The organism is Candidatus Chromulinivorax destructor (assembly GCF_003366055.1).
Lineage (GTDB): Bacteria > Babelota > Babeliae > Babelales > Chromulinivoraceae > Chromulinivorax > Chromulinivorax destructor.
The window spans coordinates 367,914-386,596 of sequence record NZ_CP025544.1 but is presented as its reverse complement, the minus strand read 5'-3'; the positions used below and the strand labels follow the sequence as shown (position 1 = coordinate 386,596).

Genomic DNA, 18,683 nt, shown 5'->3' with positions numbered 1-18,683 from the left:
CCAGAAAAAGATGGTTTGTTTTGCGCAAAAATTTTCGGTCCTGTAAAGGACTGGGAATGCAATTGCGGTAAATACAAACGTATGAAACATCGTGGTGTTACGTGTGAAAAATGTGGCGTTGAAGTAATTCAGTCTCGTGTACGTCGTGAGCGTATGGGACATATTGAATTAGTTGCTCCTGTTTGCCATATTTGGTACTTAAAAGGAACACCAAGTTATTTAAGCTTAGTTTTAGATCTTTCAGTAAAAGAATTAGAACGCGTTATTTATTTTGATTCATACATGGTTGTTCATCAAGGTGATTCTCCATATAATCGTAAAGCAGTTATTACTAATAACGAATATAACGAATATGTAAATAATCATGCAGATGATATTGAATTCGTAGCGTTGTCTGGTGCTGAAGCGGTAAAACAAGTACTAGAAATGGTAGATCTTGATGCAGAAGCAGCTATATTGCAAGAAGTGTATAAAAACACATCTTCAGTAGCAGCTCGTCATAAGATTATGCGTAGAATTAAGATATTAAACGGATTATCGCAAGCGGATTTACGTCCAAATTGGATGATCATGGAAGTGTTGCCGGTTTTACCACCGGACCTACGTCCATTAGTACCTTTAGAAGGTGGTAGATTTGCAAGTTCAGATTTAAATGAACTGTATCGTCGAGTTTTGAATAGAAATATTCGTTTACAAAGATTGATAGAAATCGAAGCTCCTGAAGTTATTATCAAAAACGAAAAACGTATGTTGCAAGAATCTGTTGACTCATTGATTGACAATGGTCGTAGAGGGCAGCCTGTACGTGGTGGTAATAAACGTGCATTGAAATCATTGAGTGAAATGCTTCGTGGTAAACAAGGTCGTTTCCGTCAAAATTTACTTGGTAAACGAGTAGATTATTCAGGACGTTCAGTTATCGTTGTTGATCCAAAATTAAAAATGAATCAATGTGGTTTACCAAAGAAAATGGCTTTAGAGTTATTTAAAGCGCATGTTTTTGCTGAACTATTAAAAAGAGAATTAGCTTCAAACTTACGTATTGCTAAACGTATGGTTGAAGAAGGTGTGGACATTGTATGGGACGTTTTAGATTATGTAGTACAAGGTAGAACTGTACTATTAAACCGTGCCCCGACTTTGCATAGACTTGGTATTCAAGGTTTTTACCCAGTACTAGTTGATGGAAAAGCTATTAAAATTCATCCATTAGTTTGTACAGGTTTTAACGCCGATTTCGATGGTGATCAGATGGCTGTGCATTTACCTTTAAGCGACAAAGCACAAAAAGAAACAAAAAATCTTGTTTTATCAACAAACAGTTTATTGTCTGCTTCAAATGGTAAACCGCTTGGTATTCCGTCACAAGAAATGGTTATTGGTTTACATTATTTAACTAAGATCCGTTGCAACTTAAAAGGTGAAGGAACTACGTTCTCATCTCTAGAAGAAGTAACCTTAGCTCATTTGTGTAAGCAAGTTGACTTACATGCTATTATCAAACTTCGTCTAGAAGATGGACAAACTGTTGTAGATACAACAGTTGGTAGAGCTTTACTGTATAGTAAACTACCTAAAGGTTCTGATATTGCATGGGTTAATAAATTATTGCGCAAAAAAGATATTGCTCAGTTAGTTGAATATGTATATGACAATTTTGGTGCAAACCAATTAATTGATTTCTTAGACATTATTAAAGTTATTGGTTTTACGTATGCTACTATAGCTGGTATTTCATTCCCACTAACTGACTTGGTTGAACCTGCATCGAAAAAAGAAATGCTTAAAAAAGCTGAAGATCAAGTTATTAAAACTGATCAGATGTATATTGATGGCGCTATCACTAATGGTGAACGATACAATAAAATCATTAGTTTATGGAACCATACAACTGCAGATGTTGCAGAAGCTATGTACCAAGATTTTGAAAATGCTGATCATTTTGCATATTTAAATGCTGATAAACAAGAGAAACCGTTTAACCCAATATTTATGTCAATTGACTCTGGTGCTCGTGGTAGCAGAGATCAAATTAAACAGCTTGTGGGTATGCGTGGTTTGATGGCTAAGCCGTCAGGCGAAATTATGGAAACTCCAGTTAAGAGTAACTTCAAGAGTGGTTTGAGTGTTTTTGAATACTTTATTTCAACACACGGTGCTCGTAAAGGTCAGGCCGATACAGCGCTTAAAACTGCAAACTCTGGATATTTAACACGTCGTTTAGTTGACGTTGCTCAAGATGTTGTGGTGACTATGCAAGATTGCGGATCTCTTGGCTTTGTTGTTTTAGAAAATTTAAAAGAATCAGGCAAGATTTTATACCAATTGTTAAAACGTATTTATGGACGGCATTTAGCTGCAGATCTTAAAGATTCACTAACTGGTAAATTATTGTTGCCTCGTGGCACCATGGTTATGAACTACCATTTAGAACAGTTAAAAGAGTCATATTTTACATCAGTACAAGTTCGTTCAGTATTGTCATGTCAAGCTAAACGTGGCGCATGTGCTCAATGTTATGGTATGGATTTATCAACTCGTCAACTTGTACAAGTTGGTGTTACGGTTGGTATTATTGCAGCGCAATCAATCGGTGAACCTGGAACCCAGTTAACCATGAGAACGTTCCATATTGGGGGTACAGCAAGTGTTACGGAAAGAGCTTCATACACAGCTGATTTCGAAGGTATTGCTGAATTTCATGACGTACGTACAGTAACAAATAGAGATGGTAAAACTATCGCGGTAAGCCGTGAAGGTAAAATCGCTATTATTGCAAAAGATGGACGTGAATTACGTGAAGTTGCAGTATTATATGGTGCAGAAATTTTTGTTACAAATAATGCAGCTGTTCAACCAGATACACTATTATTAAATATTGATCCGTTGAATGATGTTATTATTTCTGAAAAAGATGGAACAATTCAGTATATTGATTTGATTAATAACGTTACAATGCAAGAAAAACATGACGAAGTAACGAAGTTAACAACTAAATATATTTTAGAAAATAAATCGGATAAGTATCAGCCAGCAGTAATGATTTTGGATGCAACTGGTGAAGAGATAGCTCAATACTATTTACCTCATAGTTCATATCTTTTAGTTGAAGATAAGTTCCAAGTTAAAGCAGGTGATATTTTAGTAAAAATTCCGAAGGAAGCATCAAAAACTAAAGATATTACTGGGGGTTTACCTCGAATTTCTGAAATTTTTGAAGCGCGTATTTCGAAAGATTCAGCTGTTATATCAGACATCGATGGTGAAGTTGTTTTCTGTGGTCTTCATAGAGGATATCGTAAAATCAGCGTTGTTGTTGGAGAAGAGTCATTTGATTACTTAATCCCTCGTGATAAACAGTTAATCGTTGCAAATGGTGATCGCGTTAAAGCTGGTGATGCTTTAACAACTGGTCTTCCAATATTGCATGACTTGTTACGAATCTTAGGGCCAGATGTTTTACAGACATACATTGTAAATCAAGTTCAAGAGATTTATCGTCTACAAGGCGTAGATATTGATGATAGACACATTGAACTGATCGTAAAACAGATGCTACGTAAAGTTCGTATTGTTGATCCAGGAGACACAGATTTCCTTATTGGTGATCGTGTTGACAAAGTACATTTCAAAAATGTTAATACTTTGTTGAGAGCTGAAGGTAAACGTGCGGCTATAGCAAAACCAATTTTAATGGGTATTACTATGGCATCACTTGGAACAGAAAGTGTTTTCTCAGCTGCATCATTCCAAGAAACAACAAGAATTTTATCTGAAGCTGCTGTTTTTGGATTAGTAGATCATTTATATGGCTTGAAAGAAAACATTATTATTGGTAAATTAATACCAGCGGGTACTGGGATTGCTTCATTTAGGAAGCGGTACTTAGATAATAATCAATCTATTCATGAAGCGATTGAATCTGACAATCTTAAAAATAACGAGTAGAATATAAGTGGTGTAGGCGCGTAGCTCAGGGGTAGAGCATTGCTTTGACGTAGCAAGGGCCAGCGGTTCAATTCCGCTCGCGCCTACCATAATATTAAAAATAGTGTTAAGCTATATAGTAGAATAGTAAATTAAGTATAAATAATGTTATCACGTAGGTTATAAAAACATGTTAACTTCGATCGACAAGAAAAAAATAATTACAGACTTCCAAATGTCAAGCAACGATACAGGTTCTTCAGCAGTGCAAGTTGCTGTTTTAACTGCAGAAATCAATGATCTACAAGGACATTGTAAATTAAATCATAAAGATTACTCATCACGTCGTGGTCTTTTGCAAAAAGTTTCGTACCGTAAAGCGCATTTGAAATATTTGCAAAAAACAAACAAAGAATTATATCAAGATCTATTAAAGAGATTGAACTTAAGAAAGTAAGATACGTATGAAAAAAACTTTTAGATTAGATGAGCTTGGCCTAGAAGTAGAAATTGGCAAGATGGCGCAACAAGCAGACGGTTCTGCTTGGTTGAGAAAAGGCGGTACAGCGATTTTAACAACTGTTGTTATGGCTGAATCGAAGGATTTTCCTGGATTTTTACCATTAATGGTAGATTATCGCGAACTGTTTTCAGCAGGGGGTAAAATTCCTGGTGGATATTTAAAGCGAGAAGGTCGATCATCTGATAAAGAAGTTTTGACGGCTCGTTTAATTGACCGTTCTATACGTCCTTTATTTCCAACGTACTTCTTTAACTCAGTGCAAGCTCTATCAACAGTGTATTCAGTTGATAGAAATGCTCCATCAGCAGTATTGGCGCTTATAGGGACATCAATTGCATTGACAATATCACGAGTTCCTTTCTTAGAGCCAGTAGGTGCTGTTCAAGTTGGTCGAATTAATGGCCAATGGATTATGGATCCAACTGCAGATGAAGACATTTTATCTGATGTTAAATTAATTATCGCTGGTACCTATGATGGTATTTGCATGGTTGAAGGATCGGCTGCAGGTATTTCTGAAAATGAAATGATTGAAGCATTCTTTTTAGCACATGATGTTATTCGTAAGCAAGTTGTATGGCAGCAAGAAATTGCAAAAGAATTGCAAGTTGTTAAATCTACTTCTGAATCTAACCACATTGATTGGCATGTGTGGAGCGCACGAGCAACTGAATTTATTACAGCAGATGTTATTGATAGAATTTTTAATGCTGGACCTAAAAAAGAAGATTTAAGCGCAGCGATTAAATCGATATTTGAAGATTTCCATCTTTTACATGCAGAAGCTATTGCTTTGTTGCATGGTAAATTAGAACTTAATTTTGTTATTGATACAATTTTAGAGCAAAAAATTGCAACTGAAATTGTTCGTCGTGGCAAACGAGTTGATGGAAGACCTTTTGATAAAGTACGTGAAATTTCAACAGAAGTTGGTTTCTTATCGTCAGTGCATGGTTCTTCTTTATTCCAACGAGGTCAAACACAAGCTTTAGTGAGTGTTACGCTTGGTAGTGGTAAAGATGCTCAAAAAACTGATGATATTATGAGTGATGATCCAGTTGAATCAAGTTTCATGCTTCATTACAACTTCCCTCCATTTTCTACTGGTGAAGTTAAACCTTTACGCGGTCCAGGCCGCAGAGAAATTGGTCATGGACATCTTGCTCAGTCAGCAATTGCACGTGTTATGCCAACTAAAGTAGAATTCCCTTATACAACACGAGTGATTTCAGATATTTTAGAATCTAACGGTTCAAGTTCAATGGCTACTGTGTGTGGAACAACTATGGCATTAATGAATGCGGGTGTTCCAATTAAAGGAATGGTTGCTGGTATTGCCATGGGTCTTTTAGAAGGACAACCTGGAATATTCCAAGCTATTACTGATATTACTGGATTTGAAGATTCATTAGGTTTAATGGATTTTAAAGTTGCTGGTACAACAGAAGGCATTAATGCGATTCAGATGGATATCAAATATAAAGGTGGTTTACCACGTTCTGTATTTGCAAAAGCATTAGAACAGGCAAAGCAAGCTCGTTTACATATTCTTGGTGAAATGAGCAAAGTTATGTCTGAACCAAGCAAAGAAATGTCTCCATTGGTTCCGCGTTTCTATTCTATCTCGATTGATCCAAATAAAGTTGGTGGTGTTATTGGTTCTGGTGGAAAAATAATTAAAGAAATTATTGAAAAAACTGGCACAACAATTGACATTGAAGGCTCAGATGTTAACATCTATGGCAAAAACAAAGAAGGCATCGATTTAGCTATCCTTTGGGTTAAAATACTTGCTGATCAAGTTGATCAAGGAATGGTTCTTGATGGCGAAATAGCTCGTATAGCTGAATTTGGTTTATTTGTTGATATTGCTCCAGGTAAAGCTGGTCTGGTACATATTTCAAAAATAGCTCGCGATAAGCAAAACGAAATGGATAAATATTATCCAGTCGGAAGCAAAATCAAAGTTGTTGTTCTTGAATATGAAAAAGAAAGCGGCAAAATTCGCTTAGGTTTAACAGCATAAAAACTAAAAAAAGGAGCATATAACCTATGCTCCTTTTTCTATATCTAGGTTCTCATGGAACTTTCCCAATTTATAAAAAAAGCACCATCTCTTATAGAAAATGATGAAGTATCAGTTATCCTTATTCAAGGCGCTGTGTATCCGCATCTTTTTTTTACTCAATTTTTTGATTCATTAAAATCACAAGTATCATGCGATGTGAAAATGATTGATATTCAGTCCAATGATTTTAACTTTAAATCACAGTTATCAACATCATTTTTAGGAATGAGTTGTGTGTATTGGATTGCTGATGCATCTGCTTTAAAGTTAAAACAAAAAGATGATATTATTAAATATTGCATGAGCTATCAAGGCCCGCATACAATTATAGCTTTTTTTGATACAAAAACATCGTTAGAGCAACAAAAGCATATTTCTTTAGTCACAATCAAGGATAGATATTTTTTTGATGATGCAAAGCTCTTATGGTCGACGTCTGATCTTGAACAATCGAAGAAGATACTATTTTTCTTAACTCAAATATACAAGCTTAAAAATAGTTACTCATTAGATGAATTATTTTTACTTAAAAACTATCAAGATTTACTTGGAACTGATTCAAGAATTTTTTATCAATCCTGGGTAGCACGACTTGTAACAACTGACACGTCATTATTTACGTTAAGTCAGCTTTTTTTTGAAAAAAAAGAAAAAGACTTTTTTAAATTGTGGCTACAGATTAAACCATTGTACTCAGATATGTTTTGGGTTTCTTATTGGTCTGATCAAGTCTATCGAGCATATTTCTTTATTCGATTCACAAATTCAGAAAATTATGCCGCTGCAAAGCAAGTTAGCTTTGGGTTACCATTTTCATTTTTAAAGCAGACATATAAAATGTATCAGCCTTGCGAATTACAAGGTTTTCATCAAGCTATGTATCAGATTGATATAGCTTTAAAAAATGGTGGTAATAGTTATGAAATAGATAAGTTGTATATCAAATTCTTTGGTAATAAATTTAAGTAACTAAAAAGAGCAGATCTTTTATTATGTAATTTTGCCCTGCGGTTTCTATGAAAATTCCTGTGTCTTCTTCTTTTTTGAAATAAAAAAGCGTGTAGTGATCCTTGCTACTACTGCATCCTGAGATGAGCACAGCGAAATTATAGGTTTTTATACTACTTTTAAATTTGGTTCATAGAACGCAACTAGGTGTAATATATTTGCTTGTTTAAAATTGTTTTAAGTTAAGCAAGAAGGAATCCTCCTGTTGGTAAATTTGAGTAATTATTATCACGACTGTCGATTTCTTTATGAAATTAAATGCATTGTTATTATAATTATCTTAATTTAAATTGAAATTTAACAATAAGGGAAGTTTATAATGAAATTAATTAAAAAACTAGAATTAATGATTATCGTTTGTGTGTGCATTAAAGGAAGTTTAATTTTCGCTTCTCAAGCATTGACACCAATTTTTATGCCTGATGAACAGTTTAAGAGCTTTGTTAATGATGATGATGTAGTTAAAGCATATTTAGATGGCGGTGGAAACCCTAATATTTATAATTTATTAGGACGTTTTGTTTATAAAAACAATTTTGAAATAGTCACTCGTCTGATATCTGCTGGCGCAGATGTCAATTTAGCACAACCATTGTACCCAGGTGATGGAACTAAAAAAATAATTGGTTATTATAGCAGTCCTTTACATGCTGCAATTAAAAGCAAATCTCTTGACATGGTAAAATTATTAGTAGAACATGGAGCAAATATTTACAAAGGAGATTTGCAATGTCAAACAGCAATTGATTTGGCAATAACTCAATCTAGTATGCATGCAAATGATCTTAATCGGCTTGAAATTAAAAAAATTTTAGAAAATTTATCTTTTCAACAAACTGGAAAATGGCCAGTGAATAGTATACCTAAAATACAGTTTGATAGATTGCTTAATGATAATGGGGCGCTTAAAGCATATGTAGAAGAAGGTGGAAATCCTAACATTTTAATGATGCCACAAGAAGCATATTTAGATGAAGAAGCATGTTTAGATCTTAACATGTTTGGGATGCTACAAATAGCAGCTGGCGATGATAAATTCGACATTGTTACATTATTGCTCAATGCTGGCGCCGATATAGATTTAGGATATAATGCAACGCCTTTGCATGATGCAATTGCCAATGAATCTTTGTCAATGGTAAAGCTATTAGTAACTAATGGAGCTGATGTAAATAAGCAAAATATGTGTGGCCAATCATCAATTGAATTTGCAAATATTAAACTACAAGAAGATCCCGAAAATCAAAAACGACTTGCAATCAAAAGTTATTTAGATGAAGTGGATGCTTATTCGATAGTATCTAATACATTTACAGATGAGATTCCGACTGCTATTGGATATCCAAATAATGAATTGGGTGGAACTCAATATCCAGTAGCTCACGCAGAAGTAAGACCTTAAATATAAAATAAAAAGAGCAGCTCTTGTAAGATGACTGCTCTTTTTATTTTGTAAGATTAGGTAATTTAATTTATTAGTCTTTATCGACTTCTTTAGCTTTTCCAGGTTGTAAAATTCCACCCGAAATAATTAATGCTACAGCATCTTGTCGTGATATATTTGCATGTTTAAATTGGTCTCGAGTTAAAATAACAAAAAAACCAGTCGTTGGATTTGGTGTTGTTGGAATGTAAATATTGTAATAGGTTTGATTTGTGTCAGGAGCGATTTCTGGCTGCACTTCACTTGTTAAAAATCCAAGGCTATAAATTCCTGGCCGAGGAAATTCAACGTACACAACATCTTTAAAGCTCGATTTTTCTTGTCCTGAAAAAGCAGCTATTAATTGCTTTGTTCCAAAGTATACGGTACGAATTAAAGGTATTTTTCCAAAAATATCTTCAACAAATTGAATAATTGGCTTTAAGATAAATGCTTGTAAAAAAAGACCAACAGCCACAATAAATAGTACAACTACCAATATTTCATAATAAGGAATAGCTTCTAACATAGGTACATGAAGGCGTCGTAGTGGCACTAACCAGCTTATAATTAAGTTAAAGCAAAAGTTGAACAATGAAACAGTTATTGCGATTGGCAATATGAAAATAAGACCTTTTATAAACAATTTTTTAAACTGTTTATAGAGCTTTTTTAGGTAATAAAATTTGACCATAATCGTTTTATCCTAGAAGATTTTGTAATTCATTTTGTAATTGAGATGAAATCATCATAGATTTCTCTTGGGTATCACTTTCTACCATAATTCTTAATACTGGTTCAGTTCCTGAATAACGAATAATCAATCTGCCTGGTTGTACCATTTCTTCATATTTTTTAATAATCGATGCATATACGTATTCTGTTAAATCACGTTTTTCAGTTACTTTAATCTGAGTTGAAACTTGTGCAAATTTTTGTAGCAGCGGTAATTTTATATTTTCTTTTATGATCGTATCAAGAAATAAAAGAGAGGTGAATATTCCATCACCAGCAAATGAAAAAGGTTCTACAATAATATGACCAGATGGTTCGCCACCAATCATAGCATGGTATTGCTGCATCATCGTGTATACCTGTTTATCGCCAACAGAAGCTCTGAAAAACACTTTATTTTTTTGTTGTAAATGCTTACCAAGTGCTTGGTTACTCATGATAGTTCCAACAACTGAGGATTTTTTAAATAAAGCATGTTCAGAAAGCACCGTTAAGATATCATCACCATCATAGGTATTACCATCCTTATCCACAAGCAATACGCGGTCTCCATCACCATCAAAAGCAATACCCCAATCAGCTTGGTGTTGCAATACTGCAGCAGAAATAGTTTCTGGATGTGTTGATCCTGATTGTAAATTTATATTGTATCCATCAGGATTGTTATTAATCGTAATAACTTGTGCATTAAAATGTTCAAATATTTTTGGTGCAAGTTTATATGTTGCTCCGTGAGCACAATCAATAACGATTTTTTTATTTTCTAAAAAGTCTGATTCAAACCATGCAGTAATGAAAATTTCATACAATTGGCTTGCTTGATCATATGGTTGTAAGGTATTTACAGTTGGTTGATCAATGAAAATTTCATGATGATACAGTTGCGTAATTGCGCCTTCTGTAAAAGCTGATAATTTTGAATTTTTTTTCACAATTTTAATACCATTATATTCTGCAGAATTATGTGATGCAGATATAATAATTCCTAAATCAAAATCTTCCTCACGAACCAACTTGCAAACAACTGGCGTTGGAATAATATCACCATTGCAAAGTTCTATATTATATTGCAAAAGACTTTTTGATAATTCTTGCAAGATTGAATTGCACGATGACCGTGTGTCAGATCCTATTAAAATTTTCACACGTTTTTCAAAATTATGAGCGGCCCATTGTCCAATTGCATGACCAAGTTGACGTAAATTTTCTTGAGCTAGCGCTCCATGATGAATTTTATCACGAATACCATCGGTTCCAAAAATATGTTTCATAAGATTACTCAGTTTTTTGTAATTGAATTTGTAGGTGTGACGGGATTAAGTTTACCAGGTTAATTTCATCAGGTAAAAAAAGATTTTCTTTTCCAAGCATAATATGATTATTACCCAGATCAAGTATCGATGCATCAAGATGAATTGCGCTGTTGTAAGCATCAAATTTTTGCAATATTTTACGTTGAGCTGAAATGATAATGTTAATCATATCAGGTGCTATAATTTCTTGATTCTCTGCTATTTTATAAAAGCAGACAGGAACTTGGATGGTATGAGTAATAACTTGTGATTGACTAAAAATAATCCAAATTCCATAACCAATAATACAAGCATTAATCTTTATAAAAGGAGCTGAAAGAAGCAGATTTGCTTTGATCAAGGTTGATTCCTTTAAGTAATGATGTTTCAGTATCTTTTTTGTGAAGTAAATTTTTCATAAGTTTTAATGCTTGATCAACCGTCATATTTTCAACAATCCTTCCTTGATGGCCTATGAAATTATGTTGAATTTCGCTGTTAATATGAATTAAGATTGCATCTGTTTTTGCAGTAATAATTTTAGCATACTCTTTGGGAAGCTGCTGTTCGCTGACTTGGTTGAAAATACATTCATTGATAACAAGATCTGACCATGAAGCATTAATACTCATAATGGTGCCATGTCGATCAACAAGAATTAACTTTGTATCATTGTAAGAAATGCTTTCCAAAAGCATATCTATAATATGTTTTTGAATAGGAATATCAATAGTAAAGGGTTTGTTAATAAGGGACTCAAGAGAGTCTGATTGTTCAATAACACAGGTTACATTTTTTTTATGGTGTGAAGCTATCAGGCATGATCGAATTAAAGTTTCAAGCCATTCTTTATGAATTACTTTTGCAGGTGTTAATGGTTTGTTTTTTGAGAGAATAAAATTTTTCTGTAAATTTTTTTGATGGTGCACAACAAGCAAGACAAAATAGATTGGAGCTGTGACAAGCATAAGATGGTAAACGGTTGTTAATTGGAAAAAGAATGAACAAAACAAAATTGCAAAATAAGAATAAAAATACAAGAGAAGTGGTTTTGTGTAGTCTTTATTGAGCCAAGATGATATTTTAAATGTAGCTATGATGAAAAATGTAATTTCTACAATATCAACAAGTGAGTAGATCTGTAGATAGTTGTTTGCAAAATGAACTATTGATTCAAGTGAAATCATGATATTCCTTTTTTGATTTTTCAAGCTTTGCATCATACTGCTTTGTACATTCGTAGCGCAAGAAACGAAGATTGTAAATAAAAATTTAAAGTAAGTAAGGTTTTTATATGAAATTTGAAGATATAATTTTAACTGGTGATAGACCTACAGGGCCCTTGCATTTAGGTCATTATGTTGGATCTCTTTTAAACAGAGTGACATTACAGGACCAATATAAACAGTATATTATGATTGCCGATTTACAGGCTTTAACGGACAATGCGGACAATCCTCAAAAAGTTCGTGATAACGTGATGGAAGTGTTGCTGGATTATTTATCAGTTGGTATAGATCCTAAGAAAACAACAATTTTTGTACAGTCAATGATTCCTGAAATTGCTGAATTGACAGTTTTATATCTTAATTTGGTGACGGTAAATCGCCTGCAACGAAATCCAACGGTAAAAGCTGAGATGCAAAGCAAGAGTTACGGAGAAACTGTTCCAGCAGGATTCTTGATGTATCCAGTCAGCCAAGCTGCAGATATTACGATTGTTAAAGGAACTATTATTCCAGTCGGTGAAGATCAGTTACCAATGATAGAGCAAACCAATGAAATTGTTCGATCATTTAATAGAATTTATGGCAAAGAGGTTTTTCCTGAAGCTAAAGCACTTGTTTCTAAGGTTGGACGATTAGCAGGTCTTGATGGGAAAGCTAAGATGAGTAAATCATTAGGAAATGCAATTTATCTTTCAGACGATGCTGATACGCTTAAGAAAAAAGTTATGAGTATGTATACCGATCCAGGCCATTTACGAGTTGAAGATCCAGGACAAATTGAAGGCAATATGGTTTTTGAGTATTTAGATGTTTTTGATACCAATAAAGAAAAAGTTGCTGAGTTAAAACATCAGTATCGTCAAGGTGGGCTTGGTGATGTGAAACTTAAAATGTACCTCTTTCAGGTATTAAACGATCTGTTAACACCAATTCGATTAAAACGAGCAGAATTAGCTAAAAATAAAGATGCAGTTATGCAAATACTTTTAGAAGGAACACAGCAAGTTCGTCTGGTTGCACAAAAAACAATGGATGAAGTGCGAAAAGCAATGCATTTGAATTATGAATAATTAAGACTTATATACGATTTTTTAATTGATCGAACAGAACCTTGCAAGAACAATAAATCTTACGAGGTTCTGTTACGTCTTAGCTATTTACATCTTACATTAAACTATATTAAGAACGGATAGAAAAATTCTCTAAACCATTTTATACATGTATAATTTCAACATACGTAACTGAATAATTGCTCAAGCAATGTAAATTACTATGGCAAACGATTCATGATGATACCAAGATTATTTATGGGCAACAAGTGTCATGATTCGTTGTTTTTATTATGTGAAAAAGCAAAGAATGAGGCTCGGCTTTTGACCTTGTCATGCAAACTATTTATAGTTAATAGCATATAGAATGAAGTATATAAAATACTTTATGCGTAAAAACAAGGACTTAAAAATGAATTTAAAAAATATATATTGTATCATTTTGATGAGTTTATACTCAGGCCAAGCATGTTCTTCTTTGTATACACCATCTTTACAAAATGAATTACAGCCAATTGATCTTACACCTATTTCACAATTGTGTCATAAGTTAGATGGTTATGCTGATCATGATCAGCACATGAAAGAGTTGCAATCAGCTCTTTCAACCCAACAAAATCAAATTAATAAATATAATCATTTATTAGATACGTACACTGATTTGACACTCGAGCAACAGGCGTCATTGTCTGACAGTTCATTTCAAGATTTAATTAAAGTATCAAAAATTGAGATGGATAACTTAGCTCAATTAGCAGATGTTTTAATGCAATCTAAAAACATAGATGCTTCATGGCAAATTGAAAAATATGGAATGATTGCAGGCAGCTTTTCATTTATTAAAAATCTTGTGCTGCCACAAAGCTGGAGATCATCGTTGTATGCTGGAGCAGGTGCTTTAACAGGTATTACTGCATTACAGTTCCTACCAAAAACATCGACGAATGTTACGATTAATCTTCCTGCTGGGGTTGATAAAATTCAGTTAAGTGATAATACTCAGCAAAAATTAGTAACTACAGCAGCAGTATGTGCTTTAGGAGCAGGAACAGCTATTGCAGTATCTCAATTGTATACAAGTTGGATGTATGATAAAAATAGTCGTGATATCTTAATTGATAAAATTAAAGCAATTAAACAATCAAATGGGACAATTGGTCAAACATTTAATTCACTAGGAATTCATAAAGCTATTGGTAGAGTACAGCTTGCGCAGGTTAACCAGCGCGTTTGTTTAGATAGAATACAAATTGGCGTTGAAAACTTAGAAACAAATGGGGTAGAGGTAAAAGCAAATATTGCAGCTTTAACAACAACTGTTGGCCGCATGGATGTAAAATTAGATACTCTTGTTGCGGCATTAAAAATAAATGAAAAAGAAGCTGAACGTTTAAAAGAATGTTTACAGAATTTTAAAGGTGATGCAGAGCAAGCAATTCAATTATTACAGGATCAGTTTGGTAGAGATTTTGATAGAATGGAAAAATTAATAGTTGCAAATGCAATGTTGCAAATGAGTATACATGAAGAAAATAAAGAAAATTTTCAGGCTATGCATACAAACATGCAGTCACTTCAAAAACAAGAGACAATTAAACCATTTGGATTTAACACTATTAAGTCTCGTGCACAGTTTGCGGCATTCAATGTGCTTGCAAAAATTTCATCGGATAATCAAAATGAAGTAGTTAAAAAAAGCACTCCAATTGATATAACTAATGGTACAATGGTAGAAATGATAGAGCTTGATTAAAATTTAGGTATTTATTTTTTAAAGCGGGATATTACATACAATTGTAATATCCCGCTTTTTATTTTTAAATTATTTGTAAAAATTTACTATCAATTTTTTTCATACCATGCGTATTAAAACGTACAGTGACAATCGTAATTGCACCTTTGACTTCGACTTCATGCACAATACCAAGACCAAATGTTTTGTGCTGGATCGATTGCATACGTTTAAATCCGCCAGTTTGTTCTAATTTTTCTTTTTTAACCGGAGATCCCCATGACGGAGAAAAAGATAGCGGTTTATTGTAAGAATATGTCTGCACGTGATCAGAAGCAATTGCAATAGGGCTATTTCCTTTTATCCATTGCGTAAAATATGTTTTACACTGACTTGGTGACCAGTAGGTTGCTTGTTGCTCTATGATCAAATCTGTTGGTATTTCATCAAGGAATCGAGAAGGTACTTGTATGTTGGTTTGTCCATAGGTGCTACGAGTTTTGCAATAAGTTATTAAGAGTCGTTTGCATGCTCTTGTTATTCCAACATAAAATAGTCGTCGCTCTTCTTCTACATTACTTTCGTTAATCGACGGCGTGCTTGGAAGAATACCATCTTCTATACCAGGTAGCACAATTGTGTCAAATTCTAGGCCTTTTGCGCTATGCAAGGTCATCATGTGAACATAATCTTTTTCTTGATCTTGCGCCTTCAAGCGATCTTGCATTAACGTAATTTCATCTAAAAGTTGTGAAATCGTGATAATGCCTTCGTCCTGAAAATGGTTTAACGCACGTAAAAATTCTTGAATGTTTTCTTTTTTTGTCTGAGCTTCAGCTTTTTCAAAATTATCTTCAAGGTAATCAATGTAATGAGTTTTTTCGATGATGATTTTAACTGCTTGCAAGGGAGTTACATTGTCAGGCATCGTAATAAATAACTGTCTAAAAAGACTTAATGCATTATGTTTGGTTGCCGTCATTTTTTCTTTAAGCATGATCTGTGCAATGTCAAATGCATGACTAAATGGATTTGCATTCCACAACTCATCAAACTCTTCTTCAAATTTTTGACCAAGGCCTCGAGCAGGGCAGTTAATAACACGTGAAAAAGAAATACGATCAAATGGATTATAAGCAAGTCGTAGGTAGGCTAGAAGGTCTTTAATTTCTTTTCGTTCGTAGAATTGAATGCCGCCAATAATTTTGTAGGGAATAGATGCTTTAATCATCGCTTCTTCTAATACTCGCGACTGATAGTGTGTGCGATACAAAATAGCAACTGATTTTAATGATTCATATTGCTTTACGGTTTGAATAAGAGCTGATATGGTATCTGCTTCTTGAAATTCAGAATTGCACTCAAAAACAATCGTTTTTTGAAACTCTTTTTTATCTGACCATAAATTTTTATGATTTCTTGATGTGTTATTAGAAATTACTTTATTTGCAATATCTAAAATATGCTGGGTTGATCGATAATTTTGTTCAATTTTTATGGTTTCAGTTGGCCCAAAGTCTTTATTAAACTTTAAGATGTTTTCGATCGTAGCACCGCGCCATGAATAAATTGATTGATCTTCATCGCCAACAGCACAAATAGAATCTATTGTTAATTTTTGGTTTGCATCAAGTGACATTTGTCGTAAAAGTTCATTTTGAATCGTGTTGGTATCTTGATACTCATCGACTAAAATATGGCGAACTAATGATTGAAAACGAGCTTTAAACTCTTTGTTTTCTTGAAATAAACGAAGTGCATAGACTAATAAGTCATCAAAATCTAAACATTTGCTTAAACGTTTTTCTTGTTCATAGGCATTGTAGATTTCGGTGAATCGATAAATGCTTGCACTGTCTGCATCATCAAATTGAGTACCAAGTGCGTTTCTATTTTTATACGATGATATGGTATAAAGAATCTGTTTTAAGTTAACTCGTTTTTCCAGCTCATGCTTTTTTAAAATAGATTGCAGTAATTTTTGTTGATCGGCAGAATCCATAATTGCAAAATTTTCAAAAGGAAGCAGTCGTTGGTGAGTCTTTAAAAGTTGTAAACAGTATGAGTGAAATGTTGCAACGGTTGGCAATTGGGTATGATCTTGTAAAAAGTGAGCAACTCGTTCTTGCATTTCTTTTGCAGCTTTATTAGTAAACGTCAGCGCAACTATAGAGCGTGGATTAACGTTATGTTGCAAAATTAAATTGGTAATGCGAGCGGTAATCACTCGTGTTTTTCCCGAGCCAGCACCTGCTATAACAAGTAAAGATCCTTCAGTCTTTTCAACTGCTTTTCTTTGTTGCTCATTTAATTGAGTTTGTAAAAACGTTTGAAATTGTTCTAATTTGTCATGAAACATAGGAGATCGCCTCCGTGAAATTTTTTGGTTTAAAAAAAGATGGTGAGGACCTAGATCCTCACCAGAATGTATGTTTGTTATGCTCTGCGCGATGCAATGTAGTTAGCAAGTGGCTCTAAACCTTCTTTGCTCAAGCTGTTAACGACAACATATGGTGCAAAAATATCAAATTCATCGATACGTTTTTGCAATTCTTCAGGTGTCAAAAGATCTGATTTGTTAAAAACAAAGAGCATATCTTTATTTACTTTAAGTTCTTTTAAGGTTGTAAGAACAACTTTAATGTGTGATTTCCAATTTGCATCAGAAATATCAACAACTTGCAGTAAAAGATCTGCATAGTTAAGTTCTGAAAGTGTAGATTTAAATGAATCAATAAGCTGATGAGGCAGATTTTGTATAAATCCAACAGTATCAGAAATCAGACCACATTTTTTATGGTTAATATACAGCTGACGAGTTGTTGTATCTAATGTTGCAAACAGTTTATCTTCTGCTAACACATCACTATTGGTTAACATGTTTAAAATTGATGATTTACCAGCATTGGTATACCCAATAAGACACACATGATCAAGTTCATGATCAAGACGACGTTTACGTTGCGTGTCGCGTACTTTATCAAGTTGAGCAATTTTTTTCTTTGCAGTTAAAACTAAACGTTCAAGGTGACGAGAAGTTTCTTCTTTTAAAGTTTCGCCAGGCCCTTTTACGCCAATAGATCCTGCTTGTTGCTCAAGATGAATACCATGACCGGCAAGACGAGTTTTTAATAATTCAAGTTGTGCAATTTCAACTTGAAGTTTTCCTGCTGCAGAAATTGCTGCTTTTTCAAAAATTGCTAAGATTAAGCGAGTTCTGTCAAAAATTCTGCATTCAAAATAATCTTGTAAGTTACGCTCTTGTTGACCATTTAGTTTTTCAGAAATAATGATTTCTGTTGCTTCACTTTTGTCATAAATAGCTTTTAATTCTTCAAGTTTACCTTGCGTGAAAAAATATTTATTATCGTAAGATCGTAATTTTACAAAAGTTGTTTCGTAGTCACTAACTCCAAGAGTTTCTGCAAGGCTTATAAATTCTTTGTAATAAGATTGAATGTCTTGGGTATGATTGTCGGGTGCTTGAACTCCAATTAGAAGAACTTTGACGTTGTTATCGGTTAATGCGTTTTGACTTTTTGCCATGTGATTACCCGTTATTTTTTAGGAGATTTAATTTTTGTATCATCCACATTTATTATAATTTTATATGAAATAACATAATAAAGAAAGATTGTTTTATCAGATATTTTGTGCAAATTTTTATTTTTGTTATAATAAAAGTCAAGGTGTTTTC

Annotated in this window: 13 protein-coding genes and 1 tRNA gene; 8 read left to right on the top strand and 6 right to left on the bottom strand. The window is 33.6% G+C overall.

The annotated features are described in order from the left end of the window. The first annotated feature begins 15 nt into the window (after positions 1-15). The 6 genes from rpoC (at position 16) to C0J27_RS01900 (ending at position 8,928) form a co-directional block, all read left to right on the top strand. Entirely contained in the window at positions 16-3,948 is a 3,933-nt protein-coding gene (gene rpoC / locus C0J27_RS01925) for a DNA-directed RNA polymerase subunit beta' (RefSeq protein ID WP_252120582.1), read from the top strand. Between the two features lie 14 nt (positions 3,949-3,962). Continuing rightward, positions 3,963-4,037: transfer RNA gene (locus C0J27_RS01920), tRNA-Val, on the top strand. Between the two features lie 80 nt (positions 4,038-4,117). Continuing rightward, the gene (gene rpsO / locus C0J27_RS01915; protein WP_115585515.1) at positions 4,118-4,384 is read left to right on the top strand and encodes a 30S ribosomal protein S15; all 267 of its coding nucleotides are present in this window, start codon (positions 4,118-4,120) and stop codon (positions 4,382-4,384) included. A gap of 7 nt (positions 4,385-4,391) precedes the next feature. Beyond that, entirely contained in the window at positions 4,392-6,476 is a 2,085-nt protein-coding gene (locus C0J27_RS01910; protein WP_115585514.1) for a polyribonucleotide nucleotidyltransferase, read from the top strand. Positions 6,477-6,530: 54 nt separating this feature from the next. Continuing rightward, on the top strand, positions 6,531-7,487 hold the full coding sequence (locus C0J27_RS01905; RefSeq protein ID WP_115585513.1) for a hypothetical protein: 957 nt from the start codon (positions 6,531-6,533) through the stop codon (positions 7,485-7,487). A 358-nt stretch (positions 7,488-7,845) separates the two neighbouring features. Further along, the gene (locus C0J27_RS01900; protein ID WP_115585512.1) at positions 7,846-8,928 is read left to right on the top strand and encodes an ankyrin repeat domain-containing protein; all 1,083 of its coding nucleotides are present in this window, start codon (positions 7,846-7,848) and stop codon (positions 8,926-8,928) included. A 73-nt stretch (positions 8,929-9,001) separates the two neighbouring features. Here C0J27_RS01900 and C0J27_RS01895 read toward each other — a convergent pair whose 3' ends face one another. Genes C0J27_RS01895 through C0J27_RS01880 form a run of 4 tightly spaced genes read right to left on the bottom strand, consistent with a single transcriptional unit; the run spans position 9,002 to position 12,163 of the window. After that, positions 9,002-9,643 (bottom strand): DUF502 domain-containing protein, encoded by a 642-nt coding sequence (locus tag C0J27_RS01895; protein ID WP_115585511.1) that lies wholly within the window; start codon positions 9,641-9,643, stop codon positions 9,002-9,004. A 7-nt stretch (positions 9,644-9,650) separates the two neighbouring features. Continuing rightward, positions 9,651-10,955, bottom strand: coding sequence for a phosphohexomutase domain-containing protein (locus C0J27_RS01890; RefSeq protein WP_115585510.1), 1,305 nt, complete (start codon positions 10,953-10,955; stop codon positions 9,651-9,653). 4 nt (positions 10,956-10,959) lie between these two features. Further along, positions 10,960-11,337, bottom strand: coding sequence for a YbbR-like domain-containing protein (locus C0J27_RS01885; protein ID WP_115585509.1), 378 nt, complete (start codon positions 11,335-11,337; stop codon positions 10,960-10,962). Then, positions 11,291-12,163: a hypothetical protein gene (locus C0J27_RS01880; RefSeq protein WP_115585508.1), complete on the bottom strand. Its 873-nt coding sequence runs from the start codon at positions 12,161-12,163 to the stop codon at positions 11,291-11,293. The genes C0J27_RS01885 and C0J27_RS01880 overlap by 47 nt, the downstream gene beginning before the upstream one ends. A gap of 107 nt (positions 12,164-12,270) precedes the next feature. On the opposite strand from C0J27_RS01880, the gene trpS reads away from it, so the two are divergent. After that, positions 12,271-13,275, top strand: a complete 1,005-nt coding sequence (gene trpS / locus C0J27_RS01875) for a tryptophan--tRNA ligase (protein ID WP_115585507.1) — start codon at positions 12,271-12,273, stop codon at positions 13,273-13,275. A 391-nt stretch (positions 13,276-13,666) separates the two neighbouring features. Further along, a complete protein-coding gene (locus tag C0J27_RS01870) occupies positions 13,667-15,007 on the top strand; it encodes a hypothetical protein (RefSeq protein ID WP_115585506.1) in 1,341 nt (446 codons plus the stop codon). A 64-nt stretch (positions 15,008-15,071) separates the two neighbouring features. Here C0J27_RS01870 and C0J27_RS01865 read toward each other — a convergent pair whose 3' ends face one another. Together C0J27_RS01865 and hflX are read right to left on the bottom strand one after the other, a co-directional pair. Further along, complete coding sequence (locus tag C0J27_RS01865; protein WP_115585505.1) at positions 15,072-17,345, bottom strand: ATP-dependent helicase; 2,274 nt, start codon at positions 17,343-17,345, stop codon at positions 15,072-15,074. Between the two features lie 77 nt (positions 17,346-17,422). Then, a complete protein-coding gene (hflX, locus tag C0J27_RS01860; RefSeq protein ID WP_115585504.1) occupies positions 17,423-18,532 on the bottom strand; it encodes a GTPase HflX in 1,110 nt (369 codons plus the stop codon). Positions 18,533-18,683 lie beyond the last annotated feature (151 nt).